21 protein-coding genes are annotated in these 24,689 nt (G+C 58.3%); 10 read left to right on the top strand and 11 right to left on the bottom strand.

Going from position 1 to position 24,689, the window contains the following annotated elements:
* Positions 1 to 6 precede the first annotated feature (6 nt).
* The 4 genes from BLU07_RS08735 to BLU07_RS08720 form a co-directional block, all read right to left on the bottom strand.
* The gene (locus BLU07_RS08735) at positions 7 to 1,554 is read right to left on the bottom strand and encodes a class I adenylate-forming enzyme family protein (RefSeq protein WP_092386076.1); all 1,548 of its coding nucleotides are present in this window, start codon (positions 1,552 to 1,554) and stop codon (positions 7 to 9) included.
* Between the two features lie 108 nt (positions 1,555 to 1,662).
* On the bottom strand, positions 1,663 to 3,618 hold the full coding sequence (locus BLU07_RS08730) for an ATP-binding protein (RefSeq protein WP_092386074.1): 1,956 nt from the start codon (positions 3,616 to 3,618) through the stop codon (positions 1,663 to 1,665).
* Positions 3,615 to 4,484, bottom strand: coding sequence for a hypothetical protein (locus BLU07_RS08725; protein ID WP_092386072.1), 870 nt, complete (start codon positions 4,482 to 4,484; stop codon positions 3,615 to 3,617). The genes BLU07_RS08730 and BLU07_RS08725 overlap by 4 nt, the downstream gene beginning before the upstream one ends.
* 70 nt (positions 4,485 to 4,554) lie before the next feature.
* On the bottom strand, positions 4,555 to 6,741 hold the full coding sequence (locus BLU07_RS08720; RefSeq protein ID WP_092386070.1) for a TonB-dependent receptor plug domain-containing protein: 2,187 nt from the start codon (positions 6,739 to 6,741) through the stop codon (positions 4,555 to 4,557).
* Between the two features lie 136 nt (positions 6,742 to 6,877).
* Here BLU07_RS08720 and BLU07_RS08715 point away from each other — a divergent pair, with 136 nt between their 5' ends.
* The 5 genes from BLU07_RS08715 to BLU07_RS08695 all read left to right on the top strand — a co-directional run bounded on the left by BLU07_RS08715 (position 6,878) and on the right by BLU07_RS08695 (position 11,966).
* Entirely contained in the window at positions 6,878 to 7,921 is a 1,044-nt protein-coding gene (locus BLU07_RS08715; protein ID WP_092386068.1) for an NAD(P)H-dependent glycerol-3-phosphate dehydrogenase, read from the top strand.
* Entirely contained in the window at positions 7,921 to 8,391 is a 471-nt protein-coding gene (gene sixA, locus BLU07_RS08710; protein WP_092386066.1) for a phosphohistidine phosphatase SixA, read from the top strand. Before BLU07_RS08715 ends, sixA begins: the two co-directional genes overlap by 1 nt.
* Positions 8,392 to 8,527: 136 nt before the next feature.
* Complete coding sequence (locus BLU07_RS08705; protein ID WP_092386064.1) at positions 8,528 to 10,219, top strand: AMP-binding protein; 1,692 nt, start codon at positions 8,528 to 8,530, stop codon at positions 10,217 to 10,219.
* Positions 10,220 to 10,223: 4 nt separating this feature from the next.
* A complete protein-coding gene (locus tag BLU07_RS08700) occupies positions 10,224 to 11,090 on the top strand; it encodes an alpha/beta fold hydrolase (RefSeq protein ID WP_092386062.1) in 867 nt (288 codons plus the stop codon).
* A 57-nt stretch (positions 11,091 to 11,147) separates the two neighbouring features.
* The gene (locus tag BLU07_RS08695) at positions 11,148 to 11,966 is read left to right on the top strand and encodes a DUF4892 domain-containing protein (RefSeq protein WP_157719159.1); all 819 of its coding nucleotides are present in this window, start codon (positions 11,148 to 11,150) and stop codon (positions 11,964 to 11,966) included.
* Positions 11,967 to 11,979: 13 nt separating this feature from the next.
* Here BLU07_RS08695 and BLU07_RS08690 read toward each other — a convergent pair whose 3' ends face one another.
* Positions 11,980 to 14,391 (bottom strand): penicillin acylase family protein, encoded by a 2,412-nt coding sequence (locus BLU07_RS08690; protein ID WP_157719158.1) that lies wholly within the window; start codon positions 14,389 to 14,391, stop codon positions 11,980 to 11,982.
* 120 nt (positions 14,392 to 14,511) lie between these two features.
* Here BLU07_RS08690 and BLU07_RS08685 point away from each other — a divergent pair, with 120 nt between their 5' ends.
* The 3 genes from BLU07_RS08685 to mnmH are packed head-to-tail and all read left to right on the top strand — an operon-like array spanning position 14,512 to position 17,676.
* Complete coding sequence (locus BLU07_RS08685) at positions 14,512 to 15,555, top strand: patatin-like phospholipase family protein (protein WP_092386056.1); 1,044 nt, start codon at positions 14,512 to 14,514, stop codon at positions 15,553 to 15,555.
* Entirely contained in the window at positions 15,548 to 16,585 is a 1,038-nt protein-coding gene (selD, locus tag BLU07_RS08680; RefSeq protein ID WP_092386054.1) for a selenide, water dikinase SelD, read from the top strand. Before BLU07_RS08685 ends, selD begins: the two co-directional genes overlap by 8 nt.
* The gene (gene mnmH / locus BLU07_RS08675; protein ID WP_092386052.1) at positions 16,585 to 17,676 is read left to right on the top strand and encodes a tRNA 2-selenouridine(34) synthase MnmH; all 1,092 of its coding nucleotides are present in this window, start codon (positions 16,585 to 16,587) and stop codon (positions 17,674 to 17,676) included. Before selD ends, mnmH begins: the two co-directional genes overlap by 1 nt.
* A gap of 60 nt (positions 17,677 to 17,736) precedes the next feature.
* Here the strand turns inward: mnmH and BLU07_RS08670 are convergent, their stop codons facing one another.
* The 6 genes from BLU07_RS08670 to glmS form a co-directional block, all read right to left on the bottom strand.
* Positions 17,737 to 18,483 (bottom strand): OmpA/MotB family protein, encoded by a 747-nt coding sequence (locus BLU07_RS08670; RefSeq protein ID WP_092386050.1) that lies wholly within the window; start codon positions 18,481 to 18,483, stop codon positions 17,737 to 17,739.
* A complete protein-coding gene (locus tag BLU07_RS08665; RefSeq protein ID WP_092386048.1) occupies positions 18,476 to 19,309 on the bottom strand; it encodes a motility protein A in 834 nt (277 codons plus the stop codon). The genes BLU07_RS08670 and BLU07_RS08665 overlap by 8 nt, the downstream gene beginning before the upstream one ends.
* Positions 19,310 to 19,395: 86 nt before the next feature.
* A complete protein-coding gene (locus BLU07_RS08660; protein WP_092386046.1) occupies positions 19,396 to 19,614 on the bottom strand; it encodes a DUF2061 domain-containing protein in 219 nt (72 codons plus the stop codon).
* Positions 19,615 to 19,776: 162 nt separating this feature from the next.
* The gene (locus BLU07_RS08655; RefSeq protein ID WP_092386044.1) at positions 19,777 to 19,959 is read right to left on the bottom strand and encodes a PA3496 family putative envelope integrity protein; all 183 of its coding nucleotides are present in this window, start codon (positions 19,957 to 19,959) and stop codon (positions 19,777 to 19,779) included.
* 104 nt (positions 19,960 to 20,063) lie between these two features.
* Positions 20,064 to 20,699: an endonuclease III gene (gene nth, locus BLU07_RS08650; RefSeq protein WP_092386043.1), complete on the bottom strand. Its 636-nt coding sequence runs from the start codon at positions 20,697 to 20,699 to the stop codon at positions 20,064 to 20,066.
* 10 nt (positions 20,700 to 20,709) lie between these two features.
* Positions 20,710 to 22,539, bottom strand: coding sequence for a glutamine--fructose-6-phosphate transaminase (isomerizing) (gene glmS / locus BLU07_RS08645; protein WP_092386041.1), 1,830 nt, complete (start codon positions 22,537 to 22,539; stop codon positions 20,710 to 20,712).
* A gap of 169 nt (positions 22,540 to 22,708) precedes the next feature.
* Between glmS and BLU07_RS08640 the strand changes: the two genes are divergently transcribed.
* Together BLU07_RS08640 and BLU07_RS08635 are read left to right on the top strand one after the other, a co-directional pair.
* Entirely contained in the window at positions 22,709 to 23,464 is a 756-nt protein-coding gene (locus BLU07_RS08640; RefSeq protein WP_157719157.1) for a spermidine synthase, read from the top strand.
* A gap of 89 nt (positions 23,465 to 23,553) precedes the next feature.
* Entirely contained in the window at positions 23,554 to 24,687 is a 1,134-nt protein-coding gene (locus BLU07_RS08635; RefSeq protein ID WP_172830105.1) for a DUF5610 domain-containing protein, read from the top strand.
* Positions 24,688 to 24,689: the final 2 nt, after the last annotated feature.

Raw genomic sequence — 24,689 nt, 5'->3', positions numbered from 1 at the left:
GATGGCTCAAGCCAGCACGCCGTTATCAGCCTGAAACTGGTCACGCAGTTCGCGTTTGAGCACTTTGCCGATGGCGCTGCGTGGAAGTTCAGTGGCCAGTATAACCCGTGTCAGGCGCTGGGTTTTACCGACCTGGGCATTGAACCACTCACGGATGGCTTCAGGGTCGGGGGCTTTGCCCGCTTGCGGAACCACATAGGCGACCGGCGTCTCGCCCCAGCTGGTCGAGGCGACACCGATCACGGTGACATCAGCCAGATCCTTGTGTTGGCGCAGCACCTGTTCCAGATCGCTGGGATAAATATTGAAACCACCGCTGATGATCATATCCTTGCGGCGGTCCATCAGGGTGAGGAAGCCGTCTTCATCAAAACGGCCGACATCGCCGGTGCGGATAAAGCGTTTGCCTTCGGCGTCATACCATTCGGCTTCGGCAGTTTTTTCCGGTTTGTTCAGGTAGCCGGTCATCATCGCGGTGGAATGGCCGACCACTTCGCCGATTTGTCCAACGGCCAGTTCGTTGCCGTCTTCGTCAATCACCCGCATGTCCTGGCCTTCCAGCGGTTTGCCGACAGTATGCAGTTTGTTGGGGAACAGGTGCGCCGGCAGCATGCAGGAGCCGCCGCCTTCGGTCATGCCGTAGAACTCGACCAGACCACCCGGCCAGCGAGCGAGAATGTCGGCTTTGAGTTCGGCGTGAAAAGGCGCGCTGGTACTGAATTTGACCTGGTAGCTGGAGAGGTCGAACTGCCCGAAGTCGGGTAACGACATGATGCGCTGGTACTGCACCGGCACCAGCATGGTATGGGTGGCCTTGTGCTGCTCGGCGAGTGTCAGGTAACGCTCGGCGTTGAACTTGCCCATCATCAGTACGGTACCGCCGAGGCCGAGGGTGGGCAGGAAGGAGACCAGGGTGGTATTGGAGTACAGCGGGGTGGAAATCAGTGTGACGCTCTCCGGCCCGTAGCCGAAGCTGAGGCTGCGGGTGATGTGCGCAAAACGCATGGCATGGGACTGCACGATGCCTTTGGGCTCGCCGGTAGTGCCGGAGGAATAGATGACGTTGAACGACAGCTCCGGCGGGATATTGACCGGTTCCGGTTGTCCGTCCGCCAGCCAGTAGCTGAAGCTGTTGTTGCTGCTGTTATCCAGGCTGATCGGCTGGCCGGGCAGCTGCTCGCGAACACCCTGCAGGGCCTGTTCGGTGGCCTGGTCGACAAAAAAGAGCCTGGCGGCAGCGTCTGCAAGCATGGTCAGCAGGCTTTCCGGGGTGGATGAGGGTGCCAGTGGGGCGACCACGACCCCGGCGCGCAGGGCGCCGAGGAACAGGCAAGCGTAATTGATGCTGTTCAGACCGCAGATGGCAATGGCATCGCCGGGCTTGAAGCCGTCGCGCTGCAGCGCGGCGGCAACCCGGTCCATTTGCCGGTCGAGGGCGGTGTAGTCGAGCTGTTCGCCATCCTGAATCAGGGCCGGGTGCTGCGGACGCTGACGGGCGTGGTCGGCAATCAGGTCAGGCAGGGTAGTGAAGGGGCTTTCTGCGGTCAGGGTCATGACGGGCTCTCTGGTTGGATAAACGGGCTCCATTTTCCCTGCTGTGGCCGCGAGAATCCATGCCCATGGACGTCGGCAGACATGCAGAATGATGCTTGATCAGCCCAGTCAATGATCGCCGGACGCCCCGGCCCGAACGCGGGCGATTTCAGACAGCAGTTTCTGCCGTGATACCGGCTTGCTGAGAAAGCCTTGCATGCCCGCCCGCAGGCAGTCCTCACGCTCGCTGTTCAATGCGCTGGCGGTCAGCGCGATACAGGGTGCGGGGGTCTGTTGCCGTTGCTCACAGAACCGCTGATAGTCGCTCCAGACCGCCAGGCCGCTGCGGTCGGGTAGTTGCAAATCCATCAGGATCAGGCTGACAGGACTGGCATGGGTGTCCATGAGCATGCGCAGGGCTTCCTCGCCATTGTCGGCTATGAGTAGTGGGCTATTGAGTTCGCGCAGTAGCCCCTGCATCACCAGGCGGTTGACCGGGTTGTCTTCGACCACCAGGATCGGATGTGGGTCCTGAGTGTCCAGCTGAGGACCTGCGACCGGCGGAGCGTGGGGCCGCTGACTGGTGCTCCTGGCGCGTTGCAGCGGAATGCCAAGACTGAAACTGGACCCGAGGCCTTCTGTGCTGCGCGCGGTCAGCTCACCGCCCATATGGCGGGCAAAGGTGCGCGCAATGGACAAGCCTAATCCAGTGCCGCCATAACGTCGTGATGTGCTGCTGTCGCCCTGAGCAAAGGCATCGAACATGGTGTCCAGTCGATCAGCAGGAATACCGATACCGGTGTCACGGACTTCACACGCCAGCCACAGACGCTCGTCGCTGTCGGCAGTGATATGCGCATTGACCTTGATGCTGCCGCTATTGGTGAACTTGAATGCATTACCCAGCAGGTTGACCAGGATTTGCCGGATGCGCGTAGGGTCACCCATTACCTGATGAAGGCTGGCTTCCGGCAAGCCGGCGGCCTGATCCACATGCAAGTGGAGGTCGAGGCCTTTCTGTCTAGCCTCATGCTCGAAGCTGCTAACGGTGCTGTGCAGCAGGTGTGGCAGATCGAAAACCACATTCTCCAGTTCGATAATGCCGCGTTCGATGCGCGAAAAGTCGAGGATATCGTTGATTACCCGCAGCAGGTGATCGGTGGATTCGCCGGCGACGGAAACGTATTCTTCCTGCTCAGGGGTCAACGGGGTGGTTTGCAGCAATTGCAGCATGCCAAGCACGCCATTCATCGGTGTGCGCAATTCATGGCTCATCATCGCCAGGAAACTGGATTTGGCCCGGTTGGCTTGTTCGGCATCTTCACGGGCACTGATCAATTGTTCGATGGCAACCTGCTGTTCACGATCAGATTTTTGCAGAGCATTGGCCAGGGCGTTGATGCTGCGCATCAAATCGCCGATTTCATGTGTGTCGGTGATTTTCAGACGGGTATCGAGGTGTCCGGTCTGGAGCCGCTGCACGGCTTTCCCCATGCGCTGAAGAGGCGCGGAAATAGCCTTGGCCAGGCGCGCGGCAAGGATAAAAGCTCCCAGCAGCACCAACAATGCTAGCAAGCTTGTGCGGGCGAGAATTTCGTTCTGCTGGTCCAGCACTGCCTGATTGCTCAGGCCCACACGAACCTGCCCCAGGTAACGGTCACCGGTCAATTCACTGCCGATCGGAGTGCTGCTGAAGGGGTCGGATTGCAACAGGATGCGTTCACGCAGGATATCGGCGCTGTAATACTGCAGGTTGGCGGCCGATTCCGCATCCAGCTCGCGGCTGCTCTCGAGCAAAACCTGGCCGTGACGGTCGATAACCTGAACGTATTTTACGTGGCTGGAATCGAGGGCGCCACTGATCAGGCCGGTGAGGGTAGCGAGGTTGCCACTGATTACACCGTACTCCACTGCCGGGGCCAGTTGCTCGGCGATCAGTTGCCCGGTTTCGGCCAGGTTGCGGTTGACTTCGCTGAGTCGCGCATTGGTCGTATAAACGAGAGTGGTGATACCGAACAAGAGTACCGGCAATAAAGCGATCAACAGTAATCGGCCATGTATGGTGCCACGCTTGAGCAGGTTCACCGGACTGCCTCCTCGGCCTTGAGATGTTGGAGCAATGCCGCCTCGTCAGGCACCGGCAGGCTCAGAGAGCGGGCTACCTGGGCATTGATTCGCAGGGAAAATTCGTCGGGATAGAAGACAGCCCCGGGCTGCCATGGCTGACTGAAGCGCCGACGGGCGCTGAGTGCCATATCCATTGCGCTGCTGTAAGTGGTCCCCAGGCTGCCAGCATCTACAAAGGGAGCCGCCGGGCCAATGATGACCCGGTTTCTGGCATAACTGGTCAACAATATGGTTTTCAATTGATCGGCATTCCAGATGGTTGAATCATCCAGCGCGACCAGCACATCCGAGTTATCCAGCAAGTCCGTCAGTGGGCGGGTAATCGGGTTGTCGGTTTCCCATTCACGGCTGATGAGTCGCAGGTCGCTGTCCGCCGCCGCCGGGTCCCAGGCTGGCAGCTGGTCGGAACTCTTGTCGGTGAACAGCAGGCCGATACGCTGCACGCGGGGTACCAGTGCTTTGGCCAGGCGTAATTGGCGCACGGGTTGTGGACTGGAGAGCATCACCTGGAGCCAATCCGGCCGATCAGGCGGTAACCGGCCACGGTTGACATAGAGCGCGAGGGTGTGGACGTCACTGGCTTGCTGAAGACGCCAGTCCAGTGCATCCGGGCCGAGGGTAACGATGCGCTCGGGGGCGCTGGTCAGTTCGGCTTCGGCCAGGGTGACAACCTTGAGTGGTCCGAGTGGTAAGTCAGCTTCCAGTCCGCCAATGAATTCACGCGTCAGCTGACTTTCAGCAGGAATAACGATGAGGGTCTGGCTGTAGGCGGGCCAGACGCTCAACAACAGAATCAGCAGCAGTGCTCTGCGTGCTGTATTCATGAGTATGTCCTGACGTGAGCGTCTAACCGCATGAAAGACAGTCCTTGTCTGAAGGTTTACTCAGCTTAACTCAAAAGTTGAGCTCTGCACTCAACTGGTAGTAATTCTGGTTCTTGAAGTTGTTGTCATCCCGTGTCAGTGGCTCGTCATCCAGTCGGTGTTGCCAGACCATAGCCAGTTCCAGGTTGCTGTCTCGAGTCAGGCGGAAGTTGGTCGCGATACGAGCGTCCAGCCGCTCAAAACGAAACTCGTTGAGCTTTTGTGCGCCATAATAGAACACACTGGTTTCCAACTGGTTGTTCCAGTTGGCGATCCAGCCGGCACTGCCTGAGTGCCGCGAGGTCAGGCGCTGATCAAGTCGGTTGGTGGCGGTAAAGTCTACATAGGCATAGGTTGCGCGCAGGCGATGGTTGCGGTTGGCCTGCCAGTCAACCTGGGTTTCACCGCCCTTGAAGCGAGCAAAGCTGCTGTTGTCCGGAACGAAGTTCACGATTTGCAGCGGCTGGCTGATCATGTCACGAATTTCATCGTAGAACAGCTTGATGTCGATGCTCAGGCCCGAGTGATGGAAATGGCCGTTATACCCCAGTTCAACAGATCGCATGCGCTCCTGCTTGAGGTCGCCCGGTCCTTCAGCCAGGGCGTAATAGGTGTCGCCCGTGGTAGGTGCGCCTTCAAGGTTGCTCGGGCGATAGGTCCAGTAGGCATTGTTCTCGTACATGTCGGGAGAGCGCACCGCTTCGGAATACACCGCTCTCAGGCTATGCGTCGGCCGCATAAAGTAGTGCGCTGCCAGTCGCGGTGAAAACGAAAAGCCGCTCAGCTGATCTTCTTCCGCCATGGCACCTGCATGCAACAGCCAGCGCTGGTTGATCCGGTATTCCAGGTTGCCGAACAACTGCCCAATGGTATTGTTGACCCGTCCGCCAAACAGCGTCTGCGAGCTGGCCTGGTCATGCCGCAGGTTGACGCCAAAGACGCTACGCAGATCCGAGGTGATCTGCACGGTGTTCTGCAGTTCAACTTCAAAACGGGTTTCACGCAGGTTTTCATTCAGATTGAAACAGGTTGGCGGGCCGTTGCGGACAGCGGCATGCTGGTCAATGATGTCTTCAATGAGCTGCAGGTATTCCGGAGGCAGGCCGTCCCGGTTGACCAGTGTTGGTCGATAGTAGGCAGGATCAGCCCATATGCCACTGCGGTTGCGCAGTATGTAATTCATGCGGCGCGGGAACACATTGCCTACCAGGTATAACTCGCGCATTTCCGGTGAAAAGACGATAGGTGAGTCGCAGGCGCGGGTTTCGGTCAGACGCTCCATGTGTTGAGCGTAAGTCTTCACCTCAAGCCGGTGATCCGGGCTGAGTTCGTTCTTCCAGTGCAACTGAATGAAATAGTCGCGTGCGCGGATATCGGAATCACTGCTGAGTTCTTCTGCCAGCAAGCGATCAAGCAGGAAGCTGTCATCGCTCGGTTCGGCCATCTCGGTGTAGTCGTTGGCGCGTTGGTTGCTGCCTTCTTTGGCGCCCAGTTGCCAGCTCAGTGTCTGAGTCGGGCTGATGTCGGTATTGCCCAGCAGATTGACGGCATTCAGTCGCCGACCATCACGGTAGTCGTTGCCGTCTTCGTCCAGCTCGAAACCGTCATCCTGCTTGCCGATCAGGCTCAGCCGCGCATAGGTGTTACCAAAGGCTATGCCCTGACGAGCATAAAAATCATCGACACCACGCTGCCCACGGGTAATCTTGACTCGTGAGCCCTGGCTCAACTCCGGGCGCGTCGAAATGATATTGATCACCCCCATCAGGGCATTGGCACCGAAGGCCGCGGTATTCGGCCCGCGCATGATTTCGATGCGTTCGATGTCTTCAATCGCCAGTGGAATGTCACTCCAGTCGACATTGGCCAGACCGGGGCGGTAAACCGAACGTCCATCAATCAGGACCTGCATGCGCCGGGCTTCATTGAAGTTGGTGCCGTGGTAGTTGACGTTGGCAATATGCCCGTTCCGATAACCGACCTTCATGCCGGGAACCAGACGCATCAGCTCGGGAATGTCCCGGGCGCCGCTGGCACGAATCAACTGGCGATTCAGTATGGTCATGCTACCGGGGACTTCGGCTGGGGCCTGTTTCAGGCGGGTGGCACTGAGTACGGTGGGCAGATCCATTGCTTCACTCAGAGTGTCATCCAGCGCCATCAATGGCAGGCTGGCGGTGAGACTGATAACCGCGACGAGTGATTTTTTTGGCAACATTGTTTTTGTGTGATGTCAGGTTAGTGGCTTGTTTCTGCATATTACCTAGACATTGGTTTTTTTTCACGGACTCATCGCATGCCCCCGGATCAGCGGCTTATACTGACCCGGTAAAGCCAATTGTTAAGGATGTCTGATGAGCAATTCCAGGGGCCCGGTCGCCGTGTTGGGTGGCGGCAGTTTTGGTACCACGCTGGCCAATCTGATGGCCGCGGACGGGGTGCCGGTCACGCTGTGGCTACGCGATGCCGCAGTCGCCGAAGAAATCAGCCAGCAGCACAGCAATACGCGCTATTTGCCGGGTATTGAGCTGGACAGCAAACTGAGGGTAACCACTGACCTGTTGCAGGCTGTGGAGCAGGCCCCGGTGATTTTCCTGGCTATTCCCAGCAGTGCGCTGCGCAGTGTGTTGGCACAGATAGGCCCGTTGCTGGCTGACCGCATTGTCGTCAGCACTACCAAGGGGATCCAGCTGCCGGGTTTCGTGCTGATGAGCGACATCATCGAAGAAGCGGCCCCCAAAGCCCGCGTCGCTGTGTTGTCAGGCCCCAATCTGGCCCGCGAAATGGCGGAAGGGGCCTTGACGGCGACAGTGGTGGCAAGCCCTGACGAGGCGCTGTGCCAGGCAGTTCAGGATGTGCTGGGAGGTTCAAAACTGCGGGTCTATGCCAGCCTGGATCGTTACGGGGTGGAGTTGGGTGGGGCGCTAAAAAATGTCTACGCAATTATTGCCGGGATGGCGGCAGCACTGGGTATGGGCGAAAACACCAAAAGCATGCTGATTACCCGCGCTTTGGCTGAAATGACCCGGTTTGCGGTACATATGGGCGCCAACCCGCTGACATTTCTGGGCCTGGCCGGGGTGGGTGATCTGATCGTTACCTGCATGTCTCCCAAGTCACGCAATTATCGGGTGGGTTTTGCGCTGGGGGAAGGCAAGTCGCTGGATGAGGCTGTCGCCAGCCTGGGGCAGGTAGCAGAAGGGGTGAATACCTTGCGGGTGCTCAAGCAGAAAGCCGATGCCGAAGGCGTGTACATGCCATTGGTGGCCGGCTTGCATGCGATTCTGTTCGAACAGCAGCCGCTGGACAAGGTTATCGGCAGATTGATGAGTGCCGAGCAAAAGCAGGATGTTGAATTCGCGGCCTTTATGGCCTGCACGCCGTTGGAGGGGGTGTGATGAAGCTCTGGATCATGCGACACGGTCAGGCCCATGCCATGGCCGATAGTGACCCGCAACGAACGCTGACCGCCCGCGGTCATCAGGAAGTCAGGGAGATGGCGATCGAGTTGATCGATCAACCGCTGGAGGCGATTCTGGCCAGCCCCTATACCCGCGCGCAGCAGACGGCTGCGGAAGTTGTGGATGTCATCGGATACCGCCGGGCGGTAGCAACAGTCCCCTGGCTGACTCCGGATGATGCGCCCATGGCCGTGCTGGATTTTCTTGCCGAACGCAGCGAAAAAGAGCTGTTGCTGGTCAGTCATCAACCCCTGGTCAGTCAATTGATCAGCTTGCTGGTGGAGGGAAACCGGCAGGGGCATTATCCCATGGCGACGGCATCACTGGCCTGTCTGCAGCTGGATTTTGCCGCCGCCGGGGTGGCCGAACTCCTGAGTTTGCAGGCGCCGGCCGAGCTTCGTCGTTGAGCTGCTGCGGGCGCCGGATCAATGCGTGAGCATTGGCTTGTTTAGCAGACCTCGTCGTGGGATAGTTAGTCACCCGTACAGGTGATGTGATAAGCGGTTATCACCTTGAAATAACTATAAAAAAGTTGAGGTAACCATGTCGAACAAGGGGCCGGCTGCGGCTGCAACACCCTTGCACGCCTTCTATGCGCATGAAGAAAACCATCCAGATCAGCCCTGGCTGTTGCAGCCGGATGTGGCGGGTAATGTTCAAACCCTGACCTGGGCCGAGGTTGGTCGCCAGGCGCGCGCGATGGCGGGTTATTTGCTCGAGATGGGGCTGTCCGACAGAGCTCATATCGGCCTGCTGGCAAAAAACTCGGCACACTGGTTTGTTGCCGATCTGGCCATCTGGATGGCCGGGTACATCTCCGTGCCGGTGCACCCCAATCTGGATGCGGAAGCGATGGCCGAGATCATTCGCCAGGGTGATGTTCAGGTGTTGTTTGTCGGCGAAATCAATGAGTGGGCCAGCATCAGTCAGGCCTTGCCAGCCGGTATTCCGCGTATTGGTCTGCCGACCGCCAGTGAAGACGGCTGCCTGCGCGCCTGGGCCAGTATTGTCGATTCCGCTACTCCCGTTGCCGGTTCACCGGTACCCGATCCGCAGCAGACGGCTACGGTGATTTTTACCTCGGGCACGACCGGTGTCTACAAGGGGGTGATGCTCAGTTTCGCCAATCTGGCCTTTGTCGGCCGCAACAACCTGCGTCTGTTCAATATTACCGCTGACGATCGCTTGTTTTCGTTTCTCTCACTGAGCCATATCTATGAGCGTCAGGTGATGGAAATTACCTCGATGATCGCCGGTATAAGGGTACATTTTGCAGCAAGAGGCTGCACCTTCATGCGTGATCTGAAGCAGGCCCGGCCGACGCTGTTGTTTGTCGTTCCTCGCATTCTGGATGTCTTGCGCCAGGGGGTGGAAAAGAAGGTTTCACCGGGTGTGTTGCGCACGCTGATGCGCATACCTTTTCTGCGCCACCGGGTTGCCGGGCGCATCCTCCGGCGTCTGGGCATGGCCGATGTACGCTACCTGGTGAGCGGCGGCGCACCGGCCAGTATCGGCCTGATTCAGTTTTTTCGTCAGTTGGGGGTCGGGGTCGCCGAAGGGTATGGCCTGACCGAGAATGTCGGCTATTCGCATCTGGGCCGCCCCAAGCGTTATCGGCCGGGGTGGGTTGGCCTGCCCAATCCGGGGGTCGAGTGCCGCCTGAGCGATGAAGGCGAGCTGTTGGTGCGCAGTCCTGCTGTGATGCAAGGCTATTACAAAAATCCGCAAAAAACGGCCGCAGCACTGGACGCTGACGGGTTTCTGCATACCGGTGATCTGGTCGAGATGGATCACGAAGGTTTTTTGCGGGTATTGGGCCGGATTCAGGACGCGCTGGTTACCAGTGAAAGTCAGCGGGTCATGCCGGTACCCATAGAACTGCGCATTCAGGAGCACCCATTGATTGATCAGGCGTGCATCCTGGGTAACAATTTGCCGCTGCCCTTGGCTCTGTTGCGCCTGAAAGCACCGGTACAGGATCGTTTGATCAATAATCGCGAACAGATCGAACGTGAGTTGAGCGGTCTGCTGGAAGAGATCAACCAGAGTCTGCCGCGGCGCAGTCGTTTGTCCTGTCTGGTCGTCGTCAGCGACCCCTGGCGAATCGAGCAGGGCTACCTGACACCTACCCTGAAATTGCGCCGATCCGTGATCGAGGCGGCTTATGCCAGCCGATTGAGCATCTGGTCGGTCAGCGGTCGCCCGGTAGTATGGGCCGGCCATAACAACGAGTAACTGCATGAGTGCAACCACGAGTCATGAAGTCCGGTTCAATTTGCCGAATATTGAAGTAGCCGCCAAGGTCTGGGGCCCCGCCGATGGCGTTCCGGTCATTGCCCTGCACGGTTGGCTGGATAATGCCGCCACCTTTGATCTGATCGCCGCGCGCATGCCGGGCCTGCAGATAGTCGCGCTGGACCTGCCGGGGCATGGTCTGTCCGATCACCTGCCGGCGGCGGGTTACAGCCTGTGGCAGCAGGCAGCAACCGTATTGCAGGTTGCGGATAGTCTGGGCTGGCAAAGGTTTGCGCTGCTGGGGCACTCCATGGGTGCGATCATCAGTGGCATTCTTGCCGGCAGCCTGCCGGACCGGATCATGGGTGTAGGCATGATTGATGGATTGTTGCCGGTGACGGCCGAGGCAGACGACGCGCCGGCACAAATGGCCAAATACTTCGCCGCCAGTCTGCAGGCCGCGAACAAGCGCAAGCCGATTTACGATAGCGTGGAGAAGGCCATCAAGGCACGCTTGATGGGCGCCAACACCCCGATATCCCGTGAGGCGGTAGGCATCCTGGTTGAGCGAGGTTTGATGCCGGATCATGGCGGCTGGACCTGGCGCACCGATCCGCAGCTGTTTTTGCCATCTCCGCTGCGTTTTACCAATCAACATGCGATTGCCTTTATCGAGGCCATTCGGGCGCCAGCCTGTGTGGTGCTGGCCAACCAGGGCGTGATGGCCAAATATCCGGCTGTCGTCGAACGCGTCTGGCAATTCGAGCATATCCGCGTGCATGCAATGGATGGTGGCCACCACCTTCACCTGGAAGCGCAGGCCCCCGAGGTTGCAACCCTTCTTCACAGTTTTTTCAGCGATTTGTCTTGACCCGCGAATAGCGCTGGGTAAGGCTGATCCTATTGTTTTGGCATGATGGGAGAGCGCATGCGTCCTTTGTTGTTGACTGCGGTTGTCACTGGTGTCCTGGCGGCGGGGGTAAACGCGGCTGAACTGCCGGAAGACCTGTTGCTGGTGCCTTTCCCGCAGGCAAGCATTGTCGTCAACAAACAGCATCTCGAGGGTGAACATAGTGTGGTGCTGGGCAGCATTCGGCGCATCAACAACGAGCTGCGTATTGAGCGCGAGGTTCGTACGCAGGGTGAGCTGATCAGGCTGACCCAGCAGATTCCGGAAGGCCATACAGCGCGCGAAGCTTTTTTTCAGGCGAAAAATCAGTTGCAGCAGTTGCCGCACAGCGTGCTGTACTTCTGTGAGGGACGTGAGTGTGGCAGCAGCAGCATCTGGGCCAATCAGGTATTTGATTTTTCCCGGCTGTATGGCCCTGAGGAGAACCAGTTCTATGCCGCCTTGCGACTGGATACCGAGCCCCAGCACTTTGTAAGTCTGTATGCGATCACGCGCGGCAACCGTCGGGTCTATCTGCATACTGACCAGCTGACGCCGGCAATTCCATTGCAGCATGCCTTGCTGCCCACGCCGGCAACGCTGATCAAACAGATGCAATCCGAAGGCTATATTGCCGTTCCTGCGTTTGATTTGCAGGCCGGGGAGAGTGATCTGAGCAATGATTGGCTGGATCAGCTCAATCGCATGCTGCGTACCGATCGGAGCATGCGCGTGGTTGTTCACGGTGCGCAGTCGCAGCATTTTTACGATGGGTTGATTCAGCGAGGCATCCGCCCCAATCGCCTGGAAATCGGTGAGCAGGCGCCGGTTGATCAGGTAGTGTTGCGCAAACTCTGATCCGAGTGCCTTTTTACGGCAGCAGCAGCAGTCTGTGGGGCAGAGCGCTGATGCCTTGCCAGTCGAACAGTTGGGTACGATAGTGGCCGTTGTTATACAACTCGGCCTGATCCATGAAATGTGGATCAAAAGGGTTGCCTGACTGGCCCAGGGGGTTGCTGCCCAATGTGCTGTTCAGGTCCGCCAGGTCAATCAGGCGGCGGGTCGATGGCCCGGCCTTCACGGAATAGTGCTCGCCACCCAGATCAAACGCCATATTGTTCAGAGTTTCGCGACCGCCATTCACGCTGATGGGATCAACGCTGAAGAGGCTGGCAAAGCGTAGCCGATCATTCAGGGCATGCTGGTGTTCCAGGCGGGTCAGGCGCGACCAGGCCCAGCGTTTCGGGACGATGCCCAGTTGTTCGCTCAGGCCTTCGATTGTCTTTACCCAGGCATGTTCAACCGCCGCCTGGCGGCCATCACGGCTGGGGTGCAAACGGTTGTCCCACCAGGGCGAGGCTGACTTCCAGAACAGGGCATTCAGGGTTTTCTCCGCCATCAGGGTTTGCTTGAAAAAGGCGTACTGGTTGCCCAGTTCGTCGGCAAACAGCGCTTCCATCAAGGCTTCCTGCCAACGCTGGAAAATGCTGGCAGCGGCACTGTCGTGGTTGAAGCGGCCATCCCACTGTTCGAGTAATTCACGAGCTTCAGCTGCGGGTGCTCGCAGGTCGCTGCGCAGCAGGCGGTTATCCAGTAGTGGCAGTGCTTCGTGCAGCATTGCCAGTGTCTGGGGTCGCTTGTTGTCCATCTGCATGGCCTTGAAGTCGGCCAGATCGAAGGTGGCATCGACCTGCAACAGTTCCCGTAGTCGTTCACTGCGCTCGCTGGGAGCATAGTAGCCAGGCAGATGTCGCTGGGGATTTTCGTCAGCGAATGGCTGATTGGCACTCCACAGCATGCCGGAGCGCGGGTTGATATTGCGGGGGTTGTCACTGTACGGGCGGTAGCCACGAAAGCGGTCTTCACTGTCAGCGCCATCGAGCAAGCTGAAGCTGTTGTTGCTCTGGGGGCTGCGCTTCAGGCGACCAAGGGTGAAATGGGCAATGTTATCGTCAATATCAACATAGATTGCATTCAGCCCGGGTGACCAGTGATGGCCGGCAGCGGCATCGAACTCGGTAATGGAGCGGGCTCGAGAGAGGCCATAAAAGCCTTTGCCGACGTCATTGTCCGGGTGCAAAAAGGTCCATAGCAAGCTCACTGGTGGCGGGTTCTGAGCGTCTGTCTGCGCCATCGCATTGTCGTTGATGATCGGGCCGTGAGCAGAGCTGCGCAAACGGATCAGGCGGTCTTCCTGGCCGCGAACCTTGATCACTTCCTCATGCACCTGCAGGGTTTGCCATGCGCCTTCAGTTCGTATCTGATTGGGGTTGTCCGGGTTTACCTGTTGCCGATAGAAATCCACTTCATCGTTCATCAGCATGGTCAGGCCCCAGGCATGCTGCCGGGTGTGTCCCAACAAGGGGAAAGGCATGCCGGCAAGGAAGTGACCATAGACCTCCTGTTCCGGTGTGCGCAGGTGGGCTTCGTACCACACCGCCGGGATGGAAAAGCCCATATGCGGGTCGTTGGCCAGCAGCGGCGCGGCACTTTGGCTCAGGCGCGCATTCACCGCCCAGGCATTGCTGCCGAGAAAGCGCGGTGCGGGAAGCTGCTGCTCGACGCGAGCTACCTGATGCAGCAAGGGCAAGAGCGCGCTTTCATTCTGCACATCGCCCGCTTCTTGGGCTGGTCTCCGGCTGCGTGGTGGCAGCGTGTCCGGCCAGTCGAAAACCAGATCCTGCAGATGGCGTTCGCCCAGAGTGCCGGCAATATGGTCAACCAGAGCATCGGTCTTGAAGGCTTCGGCAAAGCTGTAGGCCATGTAACCACTGATGTGTGCGATGTCGCGGATGGAAAAATAGCCTGGTCGGGCGAGTAGCAGGCGGTATTCCAGAGGGCGGGCACCACTGTCGATATAGGCATTGATGCCGTCCAGATAGGCCTGCATGGCTTGAACATGGGGTTCGTCGGGTTGTGCTTGCATGCGTTGCTCATAGCCCCGGGCAAAGCGGCTTATGCCCAGCGAACGGAAGAATCGGTCGGTTTCAACTGACTCGGGACCAAGGAGTTCAGCCAGGCGTCCGCCGCCGATCCGGCGCAGCATATCCATCTGGAACAGGCGATCCTGAGCATGCAGGTAGCCGAGCGCACGATAGCCGTCGAGGTCGCTGGCTGCTTCGATATGCGGGATGCCCCAGGCATCGAAATAGACCTGCACCGGCGACTCCAGCCCGCTCAGGGTCATTGTGCCGGAGCGCTGCGCGGCAGCGCGGTCGAGCAGCCAGCCAAGGCTGAGCTGAACGGCCATGACCAGCAGCATGGCCGCCAGTACCCATTTCAATAGTATTCTCAGTCTACCTGTGATCACGCCAACGCCTGCTTGGAGGGTATACTGCGGCATATTGCGCATGGCAACGGAATTCGTCAATTGGTGATGGTCGGTGGCGGCGGGGAGAACGGGATGGCAAAGCGGGTTGCCCTGGTGTTGGGCAGTGGGGGCGCGCGGGGTTACGCGCATATCGGCGTGATCGAGGAGCTGGAGCGGCGGGGCTATCAGATAGACTGTATTGCCGGTTGTTCAATGGGGTCGGTGATTGGTGGTGTCTATGCTGCAGGCAAGCTGGCCGAGTACCGCGACTGGGTTTCCGGGCTGGACTATCTGGATGTCATCAAGCTGCTGGACGTCGGTTTTGGCAATCTTGGCGCAATTCGTGGCGAGAAGGTCTTCGGCCATATCCGCGAGATGGTCGGTGATACCCGGATTGAGGAATTGCCCATTGCTTTCACCGCAGTCGCCACCGACCTGACCAGTCAGCAGGAGATCTGGTTCCAGCAGGGCTGCCTGCATCAGGCCATGCGTGCCTCGGCAGCCATCCCCAGTCTGTTTGCACCGGTACGGCAGGGCAATCGTGTGCTGGTCGATGGTGGTCTGCTGAACCCCTTGCCCATAGTGCCGGTCGTCTCGGCCCATTGCGATATGATCATTGCCGTCAACCTCAACAGCATGCATACCAACGGCTATACGCTACCCGAGGTGGAACGACCGCCATCGATTCGTCAGCAGTGGGATCAGTGGCTGGATAACCTGAATTTGAGCGGCTGGTTGTCACGCCGGCGCTCGCCGGGTGATGAGCAGGCGTTATTGCTGGAGAATCTGGATAATACGGAGCCCAATGATCTGCCCGATCTGCCACCGGAAAATGATCCGGTAATGGATGACCGCTTGAATACCCTGCCGGCCAGCATGCTCGAGCTGATCAACCTGTCGTTCGAAACCATGCAGGCGTCACTGACGCAGTACAAGATTGCCGGTTATCCGCCGGATCTGGTGATTGATGTTCCCAAGCGTCTGTGTCGTTTTTTCGAATTTTACCGCGCACCGGAATTGATCGAGCTCGGGCGCATTGTCGCCAGTGATGCGCTGGATCAATACGAGGCTCGTCAGGCGCAAGCTGGCGGGCTGATTCACGGACCCGATCAAGATGTCAGGAGTAAACATGTCTGAACCCGTTCGGCTGACGCAATACAGTCATGGCGCTGGCTGTGGCTGCAAGATCGCCCCCGGAGTACTGGATGAAATTCTCGCAGTTGGCCAGCCTGGGCCCGCCTATGCGGATCTCTGGGTCGGCAATGACAGCCGCGATGATGCCGCGGTATTTGCCCTGAATGCCGAGACCGGGATCGTCAGCACGACGGATTTCTTCATGCCGATTGTTGATGATCCCTTTGACTTCGGCCGGATTGCCGCCACCAATGCGGTCAGCGATATTTACGCCATGGGCGCGACGCCGATGATGGCCATAGCGATTCTTGGCTGGCCAATCAATCTGTTGTCGCCGGCAATTGCCGGAGAAGTGATCGCCGGGGCGCGCAGCGTATGCAGTGCGGCGGGCATGCCGCTGGCCGGGGGGCATTCGATCGATGCCCCGGAGCCGATTTTCGGCCTGGCCGTTACTGGTCGGGTGGAACGTGCGCATCTGAAGCGCAATGACCAGGCACAGGTCGGCGATCAGTTGTATCTGACCAAGCCTCTGGGCATCGGTATTTTCACGACTGCTGAAAAACAGACCAGATTGCGTGAGGAAGACCGGGGCAGGGCACGCGATCTGATGTGCCAGCTGAACCGGATTGGTGCTGACTTCGCCCGTTTGTCAGGGGTGCACGCGATGACCGATGTGACCGGTTTTGGCTTGCTCGGGCATCTGGTGGAAATGGCATCGGGTTCAGGCATCACTGCCCGGGTACGTGAATCAGCCGTGCCGCGCCTGTCAGGGGTCGAACACTACTTGGCTGCCGGTTGCGTACCCGGCGGCACCGGCCGTAATTTCGTCAGCTATGGTGATCAGGTTTCACTGGCGAATCCTGCATGGCAAAGCCTGTTGTGCGACCCGCAGACCAGCGGTGGCTTGCTGGTCGCCGTCAATCCATCTGACTGCGACGCCTTCGAGCAACTGGCGCGTGAACAGGGCCTGGAGTTGCAGCCGATTGGCGAGTGCCTGCCGCCGGGTAATGGCCCCTGTGTCGAGGTTGTGTGATGCGAGACAACAGCGTTGATTACCGCCAGATACTGTTGAACGAAGTACCCTTGTTCGATGTGCGCGCCCCGGTCGAATTTGCCCATGGCAGCTTTCCCGGCGCGATCAACCTGCCGTTGATGGATGATACCGAGCGGGCTCAGGTGGGTACTTGCTATAAACGCGAAGGTCAGGCTGCAGCCATTGCGCTGGGGCATCGTCTGGTTTCCGGCGAGCTGAAAGCGTCACGAATTGCGGCCTGGGCGGATTTCGCCCGCACCCATCCTGATGGGTATCTGTATTGCTTTCGTGGTGGTTTGCGCTCACAGCTGGTGCAGCAATGGCTGGCCGACGCCGGGATCGAATACCCGCGTATTGTCGGTGGCTACAAGGCCATGCGGCGGTTTCTGATCGATAGTCTGGACGCTGCTGCCAGTGAGTGTTCCCTGCAGCTTGTTGCCGGCTTGACCGGCACGGGCAAGACCGAGGTCTTGCAGCGGTTGGCGAACAGCGTGGATCTGGAGCACCATGCCCATCATCGCGGTTCCAGCTTTGGCCGCCATGCAACACCGCAACCGGGACAGATCGATTTCGAGAATGCCCTGGTCATTGAAGTGCTGCAGCGGCGGGCTGCCGGTTTCAATCATCTGGTACTGGAAGACGAAGGGCGTATCGTCGGCCGTTGCAATGTGCCCCTGCCGTTGTACCAGGCCATGCAGCAGGCACCACTGGTCTGGCTGGAAGACAGCTTTGAGCAGCGAACAGGGCGTATCCTGCAGGATTATGTGCTCGATATGCAGGCTGAATTTGCAGTGCAGCATCCGGATGCGCCGGAGGCGGCCTTTGCGGCCTTGAGCGAGCACCTGCTGAGCAGTCTGCTGCGTATCCGCAAACGCCTTGGTGGCGAACGCCATCAACGCATTCAGGCGTTGATGCAGGATGCCCTGGCATTGCATGGCAGCCAGGGTGACGTGCATGCGCACCGAGACTGGATTGCCGCTCTGCTGCAAGAGTATTACGACCCCATGTATGCCTACCAACGGGAAAACAAACAGGAGCGTGTGGTGTTTTCCGGAGATGCTGATGCGGTGGTGGAGTACCTGCAGGGCTGATTGTGTGCGGCAAAGCAAGTTGCGGGAAAAAGTTACTGTTGTGTTCAGGGAGCGCAAGGCCTAGTTGCCAGGCATTTCCAGCGTCAATTCGACCCGCCTGTTGGCCGCTCGGCCTTCAGCGCTGTCGTTGTCAGTCAAGGGGCTGGAGCTGCCGTTACCGATAGCCGTCAGTCGCTCAGGTGCAATGCCATGGGATTCGAGGTAGCGCACGACGCTTCCGGCCCGGGCTGAGGAAAGCTCCCAGTTGGACGGGAACTGGGCGGTTCTGATCGGGATGTTGTCAGTATGGCCGGCCACACTGACCTGATAATCGACGTCGTCGAGCACCGGAATCAACTGATCCAGAACGTCATAGCCCGCTTGCGACATGAAGGCTTCGCCAGAGGGGAAGAGAATCTCGCTACTGATGCGAAAGCTGATACTGCTGTCCTGCAGAATGACATCGATATCTTCACCCAGACCTTCCAGGTTCAGGCTTGAGAGATCAGGGGATTGCAACGCATCGGTTGCTGGCTTCACATTCGCAGTATCGGGGGCAATATCGGTTGAGGGCGGTGCCGAGCCGGCGCTGCTTTCCAATAGCCCGTCTTGTCCGGGCAGAAGGGCGACGGTTTCAGCGGCACTGTCCTGGGCTCGCTGAGCAGGACCAATCTGGCCGCCAGAAAAAGCCAGCATAACGACGCAGACCACCAGTATCAGGGTAATGACATCCAGGTAGGTGATGAGCCAGGCTTCTTCTTCGCTGCTGTCGGTAACAGCGATGCTGTGATCCCGTTGGCGAGCCCTGGCTGTGCCGCCTTCAACCATGGGTGTTTCTCCTGGCTGGCTTGGGGGCCGCATCCGGTTTTTTTCTCAACGGGCGGACATCACGAATCTCGTCCTCATGGTTGGCCATGAACGATTTCAGGGTTTCACGCATCAGTGCCGGGCTGCGTTTGTTGAACATCATCGAAATGCCCTGCATAACCATGTTCATTACGATGACGCGTTGTTCGGTCCGCCGTTCCAGTTTGACCGCAACGGGCTTGAACACCAGATTTGCCAGCAGGATGCCGTAAAACGTGGTCATCAGTGCAATTGCCAGTTGCTGACCAATCTGGACCACGTTGCCATCACCAAGGATGAACATCAGGTTGATAAGCCCGACCAGGGTGCCAATCATGCCGAACGCCGGGGCGAAGCTGGCCATAACGCGAAACAGCTGGGCTTCGGCGTGCTCCCGAGCACGCAAACGGGATATGCGCCACTGCATGAAATCCAGAATATCCTCTTCCGGCGTCATATCAACGACCAATTGCACCCCTGTGCGCAGGTAGGGATTGTTCACTTTGTCCAATTCACGCTCGACAGCCGGCAAATTGCCGTCCATGTACAGGCGCGAAATATTCACCAGCTCGTCAATATCATGCTGTGTATAGAGTTTTTCATTGCGCAATACAGTGCGAAACAGGCTGAAAATACGCACTATTTCACTGAGTGGATAACTGATGAAAGTGGCGGCCAGAGTACCACCCAGCACAATGGCCAGTCCGGGCGGATTGATGAATAACAGCGGGTCCTGAGCGGACATGAATAACACGCTGGCCAGCACCAGCAGACTGGCCAAAATACCTATCAGTGTTGACGGGTTCATCCCGGCTCCATAACAGCAACTATATGCTGCGAGGTTAGCTGATTGGCCTGGGCTGTACCAGACGGTTATTCATTCCCGGGCCGCCATCAGGCTCTAATGATCGGAGAAATCATTTCAGCATCGCGTTGTGCCCGTTTGTGTTCGATCCGCTGCCAGACTTTTTCGTGAAGGTGGTAGCCAAGGGTATTCACCGCAGGCTCAATCAGTGCAATGGCACCGCCGAGCATCAGGCTGCCGGTCAAGGCATAGACCACGGTAAAGGCGATAGTGACATGGACAACGGCGAAACTCATGGTCTTGGTCATTGGTCTTACCTCTGGGTAATCAGAATCATTCTCAATAATGATAGCCTAGAGGCTCTTGCGGGAGCGAGCAAATTGCCAGGAAATATGGTTTTGATAGTAAAAATGTATTGATCGACTTGTTTTTATAGGGGTGGGTGGCGTGACCTGGGTCACGCCACGTGTTCAGAGATCAAAATCGAAGTCTGACAGCTGCTTTTGCAAACGTCGTTCTTCCAGGTAGTCATCAATCTGCCGGCGCTTGGTCAGATTGCTGCGCTGGTTGGTGTTTGAATCAGTATCAGGGGTGTCGTCTTCGTCAATGAAGTCGTCGTCATCCAGTTCAATATCGGGTTTAGCTTTGGCCATACATTACTCCACATTGACGGTACCACTTGCGCACCTTATAGCGGGAGTCGGGCTGTAGCGGAAATAGATTTTTTATATCTCGGCAGCGAAAAAAAGTCGGACTCTCAATCACTGGTCTTGTGTGTGAAGTCGCACAGGTCTTCAATGCGGCAACTGCCGCATTGCGGGGTGCGAGCCTTGCAGACATACCGCCCATGCAGGATCAGCCAGTGGTGGGCATCAAGCAGAAATTCCCGCGGCACATGACGCATCAGTTTTTTCTCGACGTCCAGCACGGTTTTGCCTGGTGCGATGCCGGTGCGGTTGCTGACGCGGAAAATATGCGTGTCCACTGCCATGGCGGGTTGACCAAAAGCCGTATTCAGCACCACGTTGGCAGTTTTGCGACCAACGCCGGGCAGCGCTTCCAGCGCCTCACGATTGTCCGGCACCTGGCTGTTGTGTTGCTCGATCAGAATACGGCAGGTGGCAATGACGTTTTTGGCTTTGCTGTTGTACAGGCCAATGGTCTTGATGAACTCACTCAGACCTTCGACGCCCAGGGCGTATATGGCCTCGGGCGTATTTGCCACCGGGTAGAGTCTGGCAGTCGCCTTGTTGACCCCCACATCGGTCGCTTGCGCCGACAGAATCACGGCAATCAGCAGCTCGAATGGCGTGCTGTATGCCAGCTCCGTCGTCGGGCTCGGGTTGTCTTCGCGCAGCCGGCGAAAGATCTCGTAACGCTTGGCCTTGTTCATCTGCCGCTACTTACTCCACGGTGACCGATTTCGCCAGATTGCGTGGCTTGTCCACGTCCGTGCCCTTGACCAGGGCAACGTGGTAGCTGAGCAATTGCAAGGGCAGGGTGAACAGGATGGGCGAGATGCAGTCAGGCACATTGGGCAGGTGCAGAGTCACATCCTGTTCACCGCTCTGGTGATCGACGGTTTCACAGGCAAAGGTTACCAACTGTCCGCCACGGGCACGCACTTCTTCCAGATTGGAAATGAGTTTTTCCAACAGGCTGTCACTCGGCGCCACGCTGATCACCGGCATATCCTCGTCGACCAGCGCCAGCGGACCGTGCTTGAGTTCACCGGCTGCATAGGCCTCGGCATGAATATAGGAAATTTCCTTCAGCTTCAGTGCACCTTCCATGGCGATCGGGTAGTGGGCACCACGACCAAGAAACAGGGCATGGTGCTTGTTGGCGAAGCGCTGTGCCAGGTCGATGATTGCCGGCTCCATGGTCAGCACCTGTTCAACCAGACCGGGCAGGCTGCGCAGGGCATCCAGGTTGGTTTTCAGCGTTGCCGCCGGCACACCACGAACCTGGGCCAGAGCGGTGGTCAGCCAGAGCAGGGCTACCAGCTGGGTAGTAAAGGCCTTGGTTGATGCAACGCCGATTTCCGGGCCGGCATGGGTCAGCAAGCGCCAGTCAGCCTCGCGAACCAGCGAGCTGCCGGCAACGTTGCAAATGGCCAGGGTGGCCAGATAGTTGCGGGTTTTCGCGTGGCGCAATACCGCCAGAGTGTCGGCCGTTTCACCGGATTGTGACAGGGTGATGAGCAGGGTGTTGGCGGGCACCACCACCTGCCGGTAGCGGTATTCGCTGGCAACCTCTACCTGGCAGGGCAGGCCGGTCTGCTCTTCAATCCAGTAGCGGGCGACGAGGCCGGCGTGGTAACTGGTGCCGCAGGCAACAATATGTATATTGCCGATATCGGCCAGGCGATTTTCCGCTTCCGGCCCCAGCACGGCAGTCAACACGTGGTCATCCGCCAGCATGCCGGCCAGTGTGTCGGTTATGGCTTGTGGCTGCTCGAAAATTTCCTTTTGCATGAAGTGCCGGTAGTCGCCCTTGTCCAGGCTGTGTGCTGCGTGCTCATAGCGACTGATCGGGCGTTCGACTATCTCGTTCTGCGCATTCCATATCTCACAGCCGTCGCGGGTAACACGGGCATGATCGCCCTCGGCCAGATAGCGAAAACGATCGGTAACCTGCAGCAAGGCCAGAGGATCAGACGCCAGATAGTGTTCTTCGCTGCCTTCACCGATCACCAGGGGGCTGCCCATGCGTGCACAGTAAAGGGCCTGCGGTTGCTCCTGGTGCATGACGGCCAGAGCATAGGCGCCATGTATCTCATTCAGGGTCAGGCGCAGGGCGCTGAGCAGGTCATCCGTCTCGCCGTAGTATTGGGCCAGCAAATGGGCAACGACTTCGGTATCGGTGTCCGAGGTAAAGGTAAAGCCCCTGGACTGCAACTGTCGACGCAGCTCGGCATGGTTTTCGATAATGCCGTTATGCACGACGACCAGACCACCGGATTGATGCGGATGGGCATTGCGCTCGGCGGGACGCCCATGCGTTGCCCAGCGCGTGTGGGCAATGCCCAGGTGACCGCTGGCCGGCTGCCGGTCAAGTGCCTTCTCCAGTTCGATGACCTTGCCCATTGCCCGCGTGCGCTGCACCTTGCCGTCAGCATTGATGACCGCCAGCCCTGCCGAGTCGTAACCGCGGTATTCCAGACGCCGCAAACCCTCAAGCAAAATCGGCGTGATGTTGCGTTGAGCGATGGCACCGACAATTCCACACATGCTGAGAGATCCTTATTTGCGCAAGCTTGAAGGCAGGCAGTTTACCACTCCTTGCAGCTTTTGCTCAGCCGGGCCGGGCAACGCTGTTGCAGTTCCTGACGGAGTGCTAATCTGAGGCATGAATCTGAAAACCCTATGGTCTCGTTTGACAAGCCGCTGGCAGGCGCCCATGCCCGATACCGATGAAATTATCGTGGAAAGCGTGTTGGACGATTTTGGTCGCTTGCGGGTAACCGAAGCCTATCCATACCGCTTCCTGATCTTTGGCGAAAACACCGAGCAGAGCTGTTGTTATCTGCCTGACCCCACCTGGCTGGAATATGACTATACCCGGGCCATGTTATTGGGGTTTTTCTGGGCTCGCGAGAAGCCGACGGTCAGTGTGCTCGGTTTGGGCGGTGGCAGCCTGGCCAATTGCGCGCTGGCGCATTTTGCACCAGAGCAGGTCACGGCCGTTGAACTGCGCCCTGCGGTCGTGGAACTGGCAGTGCAATGGCTGAGGCTGGCGGACGATTCGCGCCTGCAGGTGGTGCGTGGTTGTGCCGATACCTACCTTCAGGCGCAGCCAGGCAGTTGTGACCTTATGCTGGTGGATCTGTATATGGAGGGTGGCCTGTCGCGGCTGCAGCTGGAGGGGGACTTCTTTCGTGCCTGTCGACGCGCTTTGCACCCACAGGGTGTGCTGGTGATCAATCAGTGGCAACAGCGTGACAACGGAGAACCCTTTGCCCTCCAGATGCTGCGCGACGTACTCGGCCCGGGAGCACTGCGTAGCGAAGTAAAAGAGGGGAATGTGCTGTTGTTTGTCCCGGCCAATGGGACCTTGTCACTGGATCAGGTGGCCATGCAGCAATGGGCTGATGATCTTGAGCCCCGCCTGGGTTACTCACTGCGGCCCTTTATCAGCCAGCTGCGTCCATTGTGAATCTGGTGCGGCAATGACCGTTCGTCGCCGCGAACTCAAGCCTCGGGGTCAGTCGCCGATAGCGTGACTGACAACCAGAGGTGAATGTTATGAGCTCTTCAAACCCGTTGCTCCCGGCCCAGTCGCGCTACTCGGTGCCGGCGACGCAGAATTCTCCACGTGGAGAATCCCTCAATCCACAACTGACTCTGGCCAATCGTCTGACCGAGCAACTGGGCCTGGCCCCCGGTAGTCTGGCCGCCGATCAGGCTGACAATTTTGCGCCAAACAAGGTCGCCGACCGCGTTCTTGGCTTTGTCGGTGGCCGTTTGCAGCAGGATGCTGCCGATGGTGCCGATGCTGATGCCCTGCAAAAGCGGTTGGATCAGGCCGTCCGCGGCATCGAGAAAGGCTTTGCCGAAGCGCGCAAGATTCTCGACGGTATGGGAATGCTCAATGGCAAAGTGGCAGCGGATATCGATGCCACCTATGAGGCTATTCAGAGTGGCCTGCAGAACCTGCGCGAGCGCTTCCTGCCAGACACTGCTGCGCCTGTCGAGCGCACCAGCCAGCTCAGCGCTGAGCGGTTCAGTGCCCAGGCCGAAACCTTCGAGATGAATCTGACCACCCGCGATGGCGACCAGTTGCGTATCAGTATTGCTCAGGCATCAGCCTCCATGGGTACGCTGCAGGCCTACAGTCAGTCAGGCGCGGGCGGGCAGAGCGGGGCAGTGCGCGCCAGCAGCAGTGAAATGCGTATCGGCCAATGGCAGGTCGAGTTGGATGGCGAGCTGGATGCCGATGAGTTGAAGGCGCTGGAAGGCTTGATGCAACAGGTTCAGGAGCTGGCTGACACCTTTTACGCCGGCGATGTGCAGGGTGCTTTCGAGCGTGCATTGACGCTGGATATGGACACCAGTCAGCTGGCTTCAATGTCCTTGAGCATGACCCAGACACGGGTTACACAGGTCAGTGCCGCCTATGGCCAGGTATCCGGACCGGGTGCTGCACCCAGCGTGACCAACAATGCGCTTCGCGAATACGCCGACGGGCTGTTGCAGTCACTGCGCCAGGCCAGTGAGATCGGCAATGATGCCCGGGAGATGCTGGAGTCCATGCTTGACGGTGGCTTCTCGCTGGATGGGCGTTTTGATCAGGAGCGCCTGGACAAGGCGAGCGCCCTCAATGGCAAGCTGCTGGATGGCATACAAGGCTTGCTGGATCAAGGTCGCTTGACGCTGTGATG

Origin of the sequence: Halopseudomonas salegens (assembly GCF_900105655.1) — a bacterium.
Taxonomy (GTDB): Bacteria; Pseudomonadota; Gammaproteobacteria; order Pseudomonadales; family Pseudomonadaceae; genus Halopseudomonas; species Halopseudomonas salegens.
Note: the sequence above shows the minus strand (reverse complement) of the source record. Positions and strands in the feature narration are given on the sequence as shown.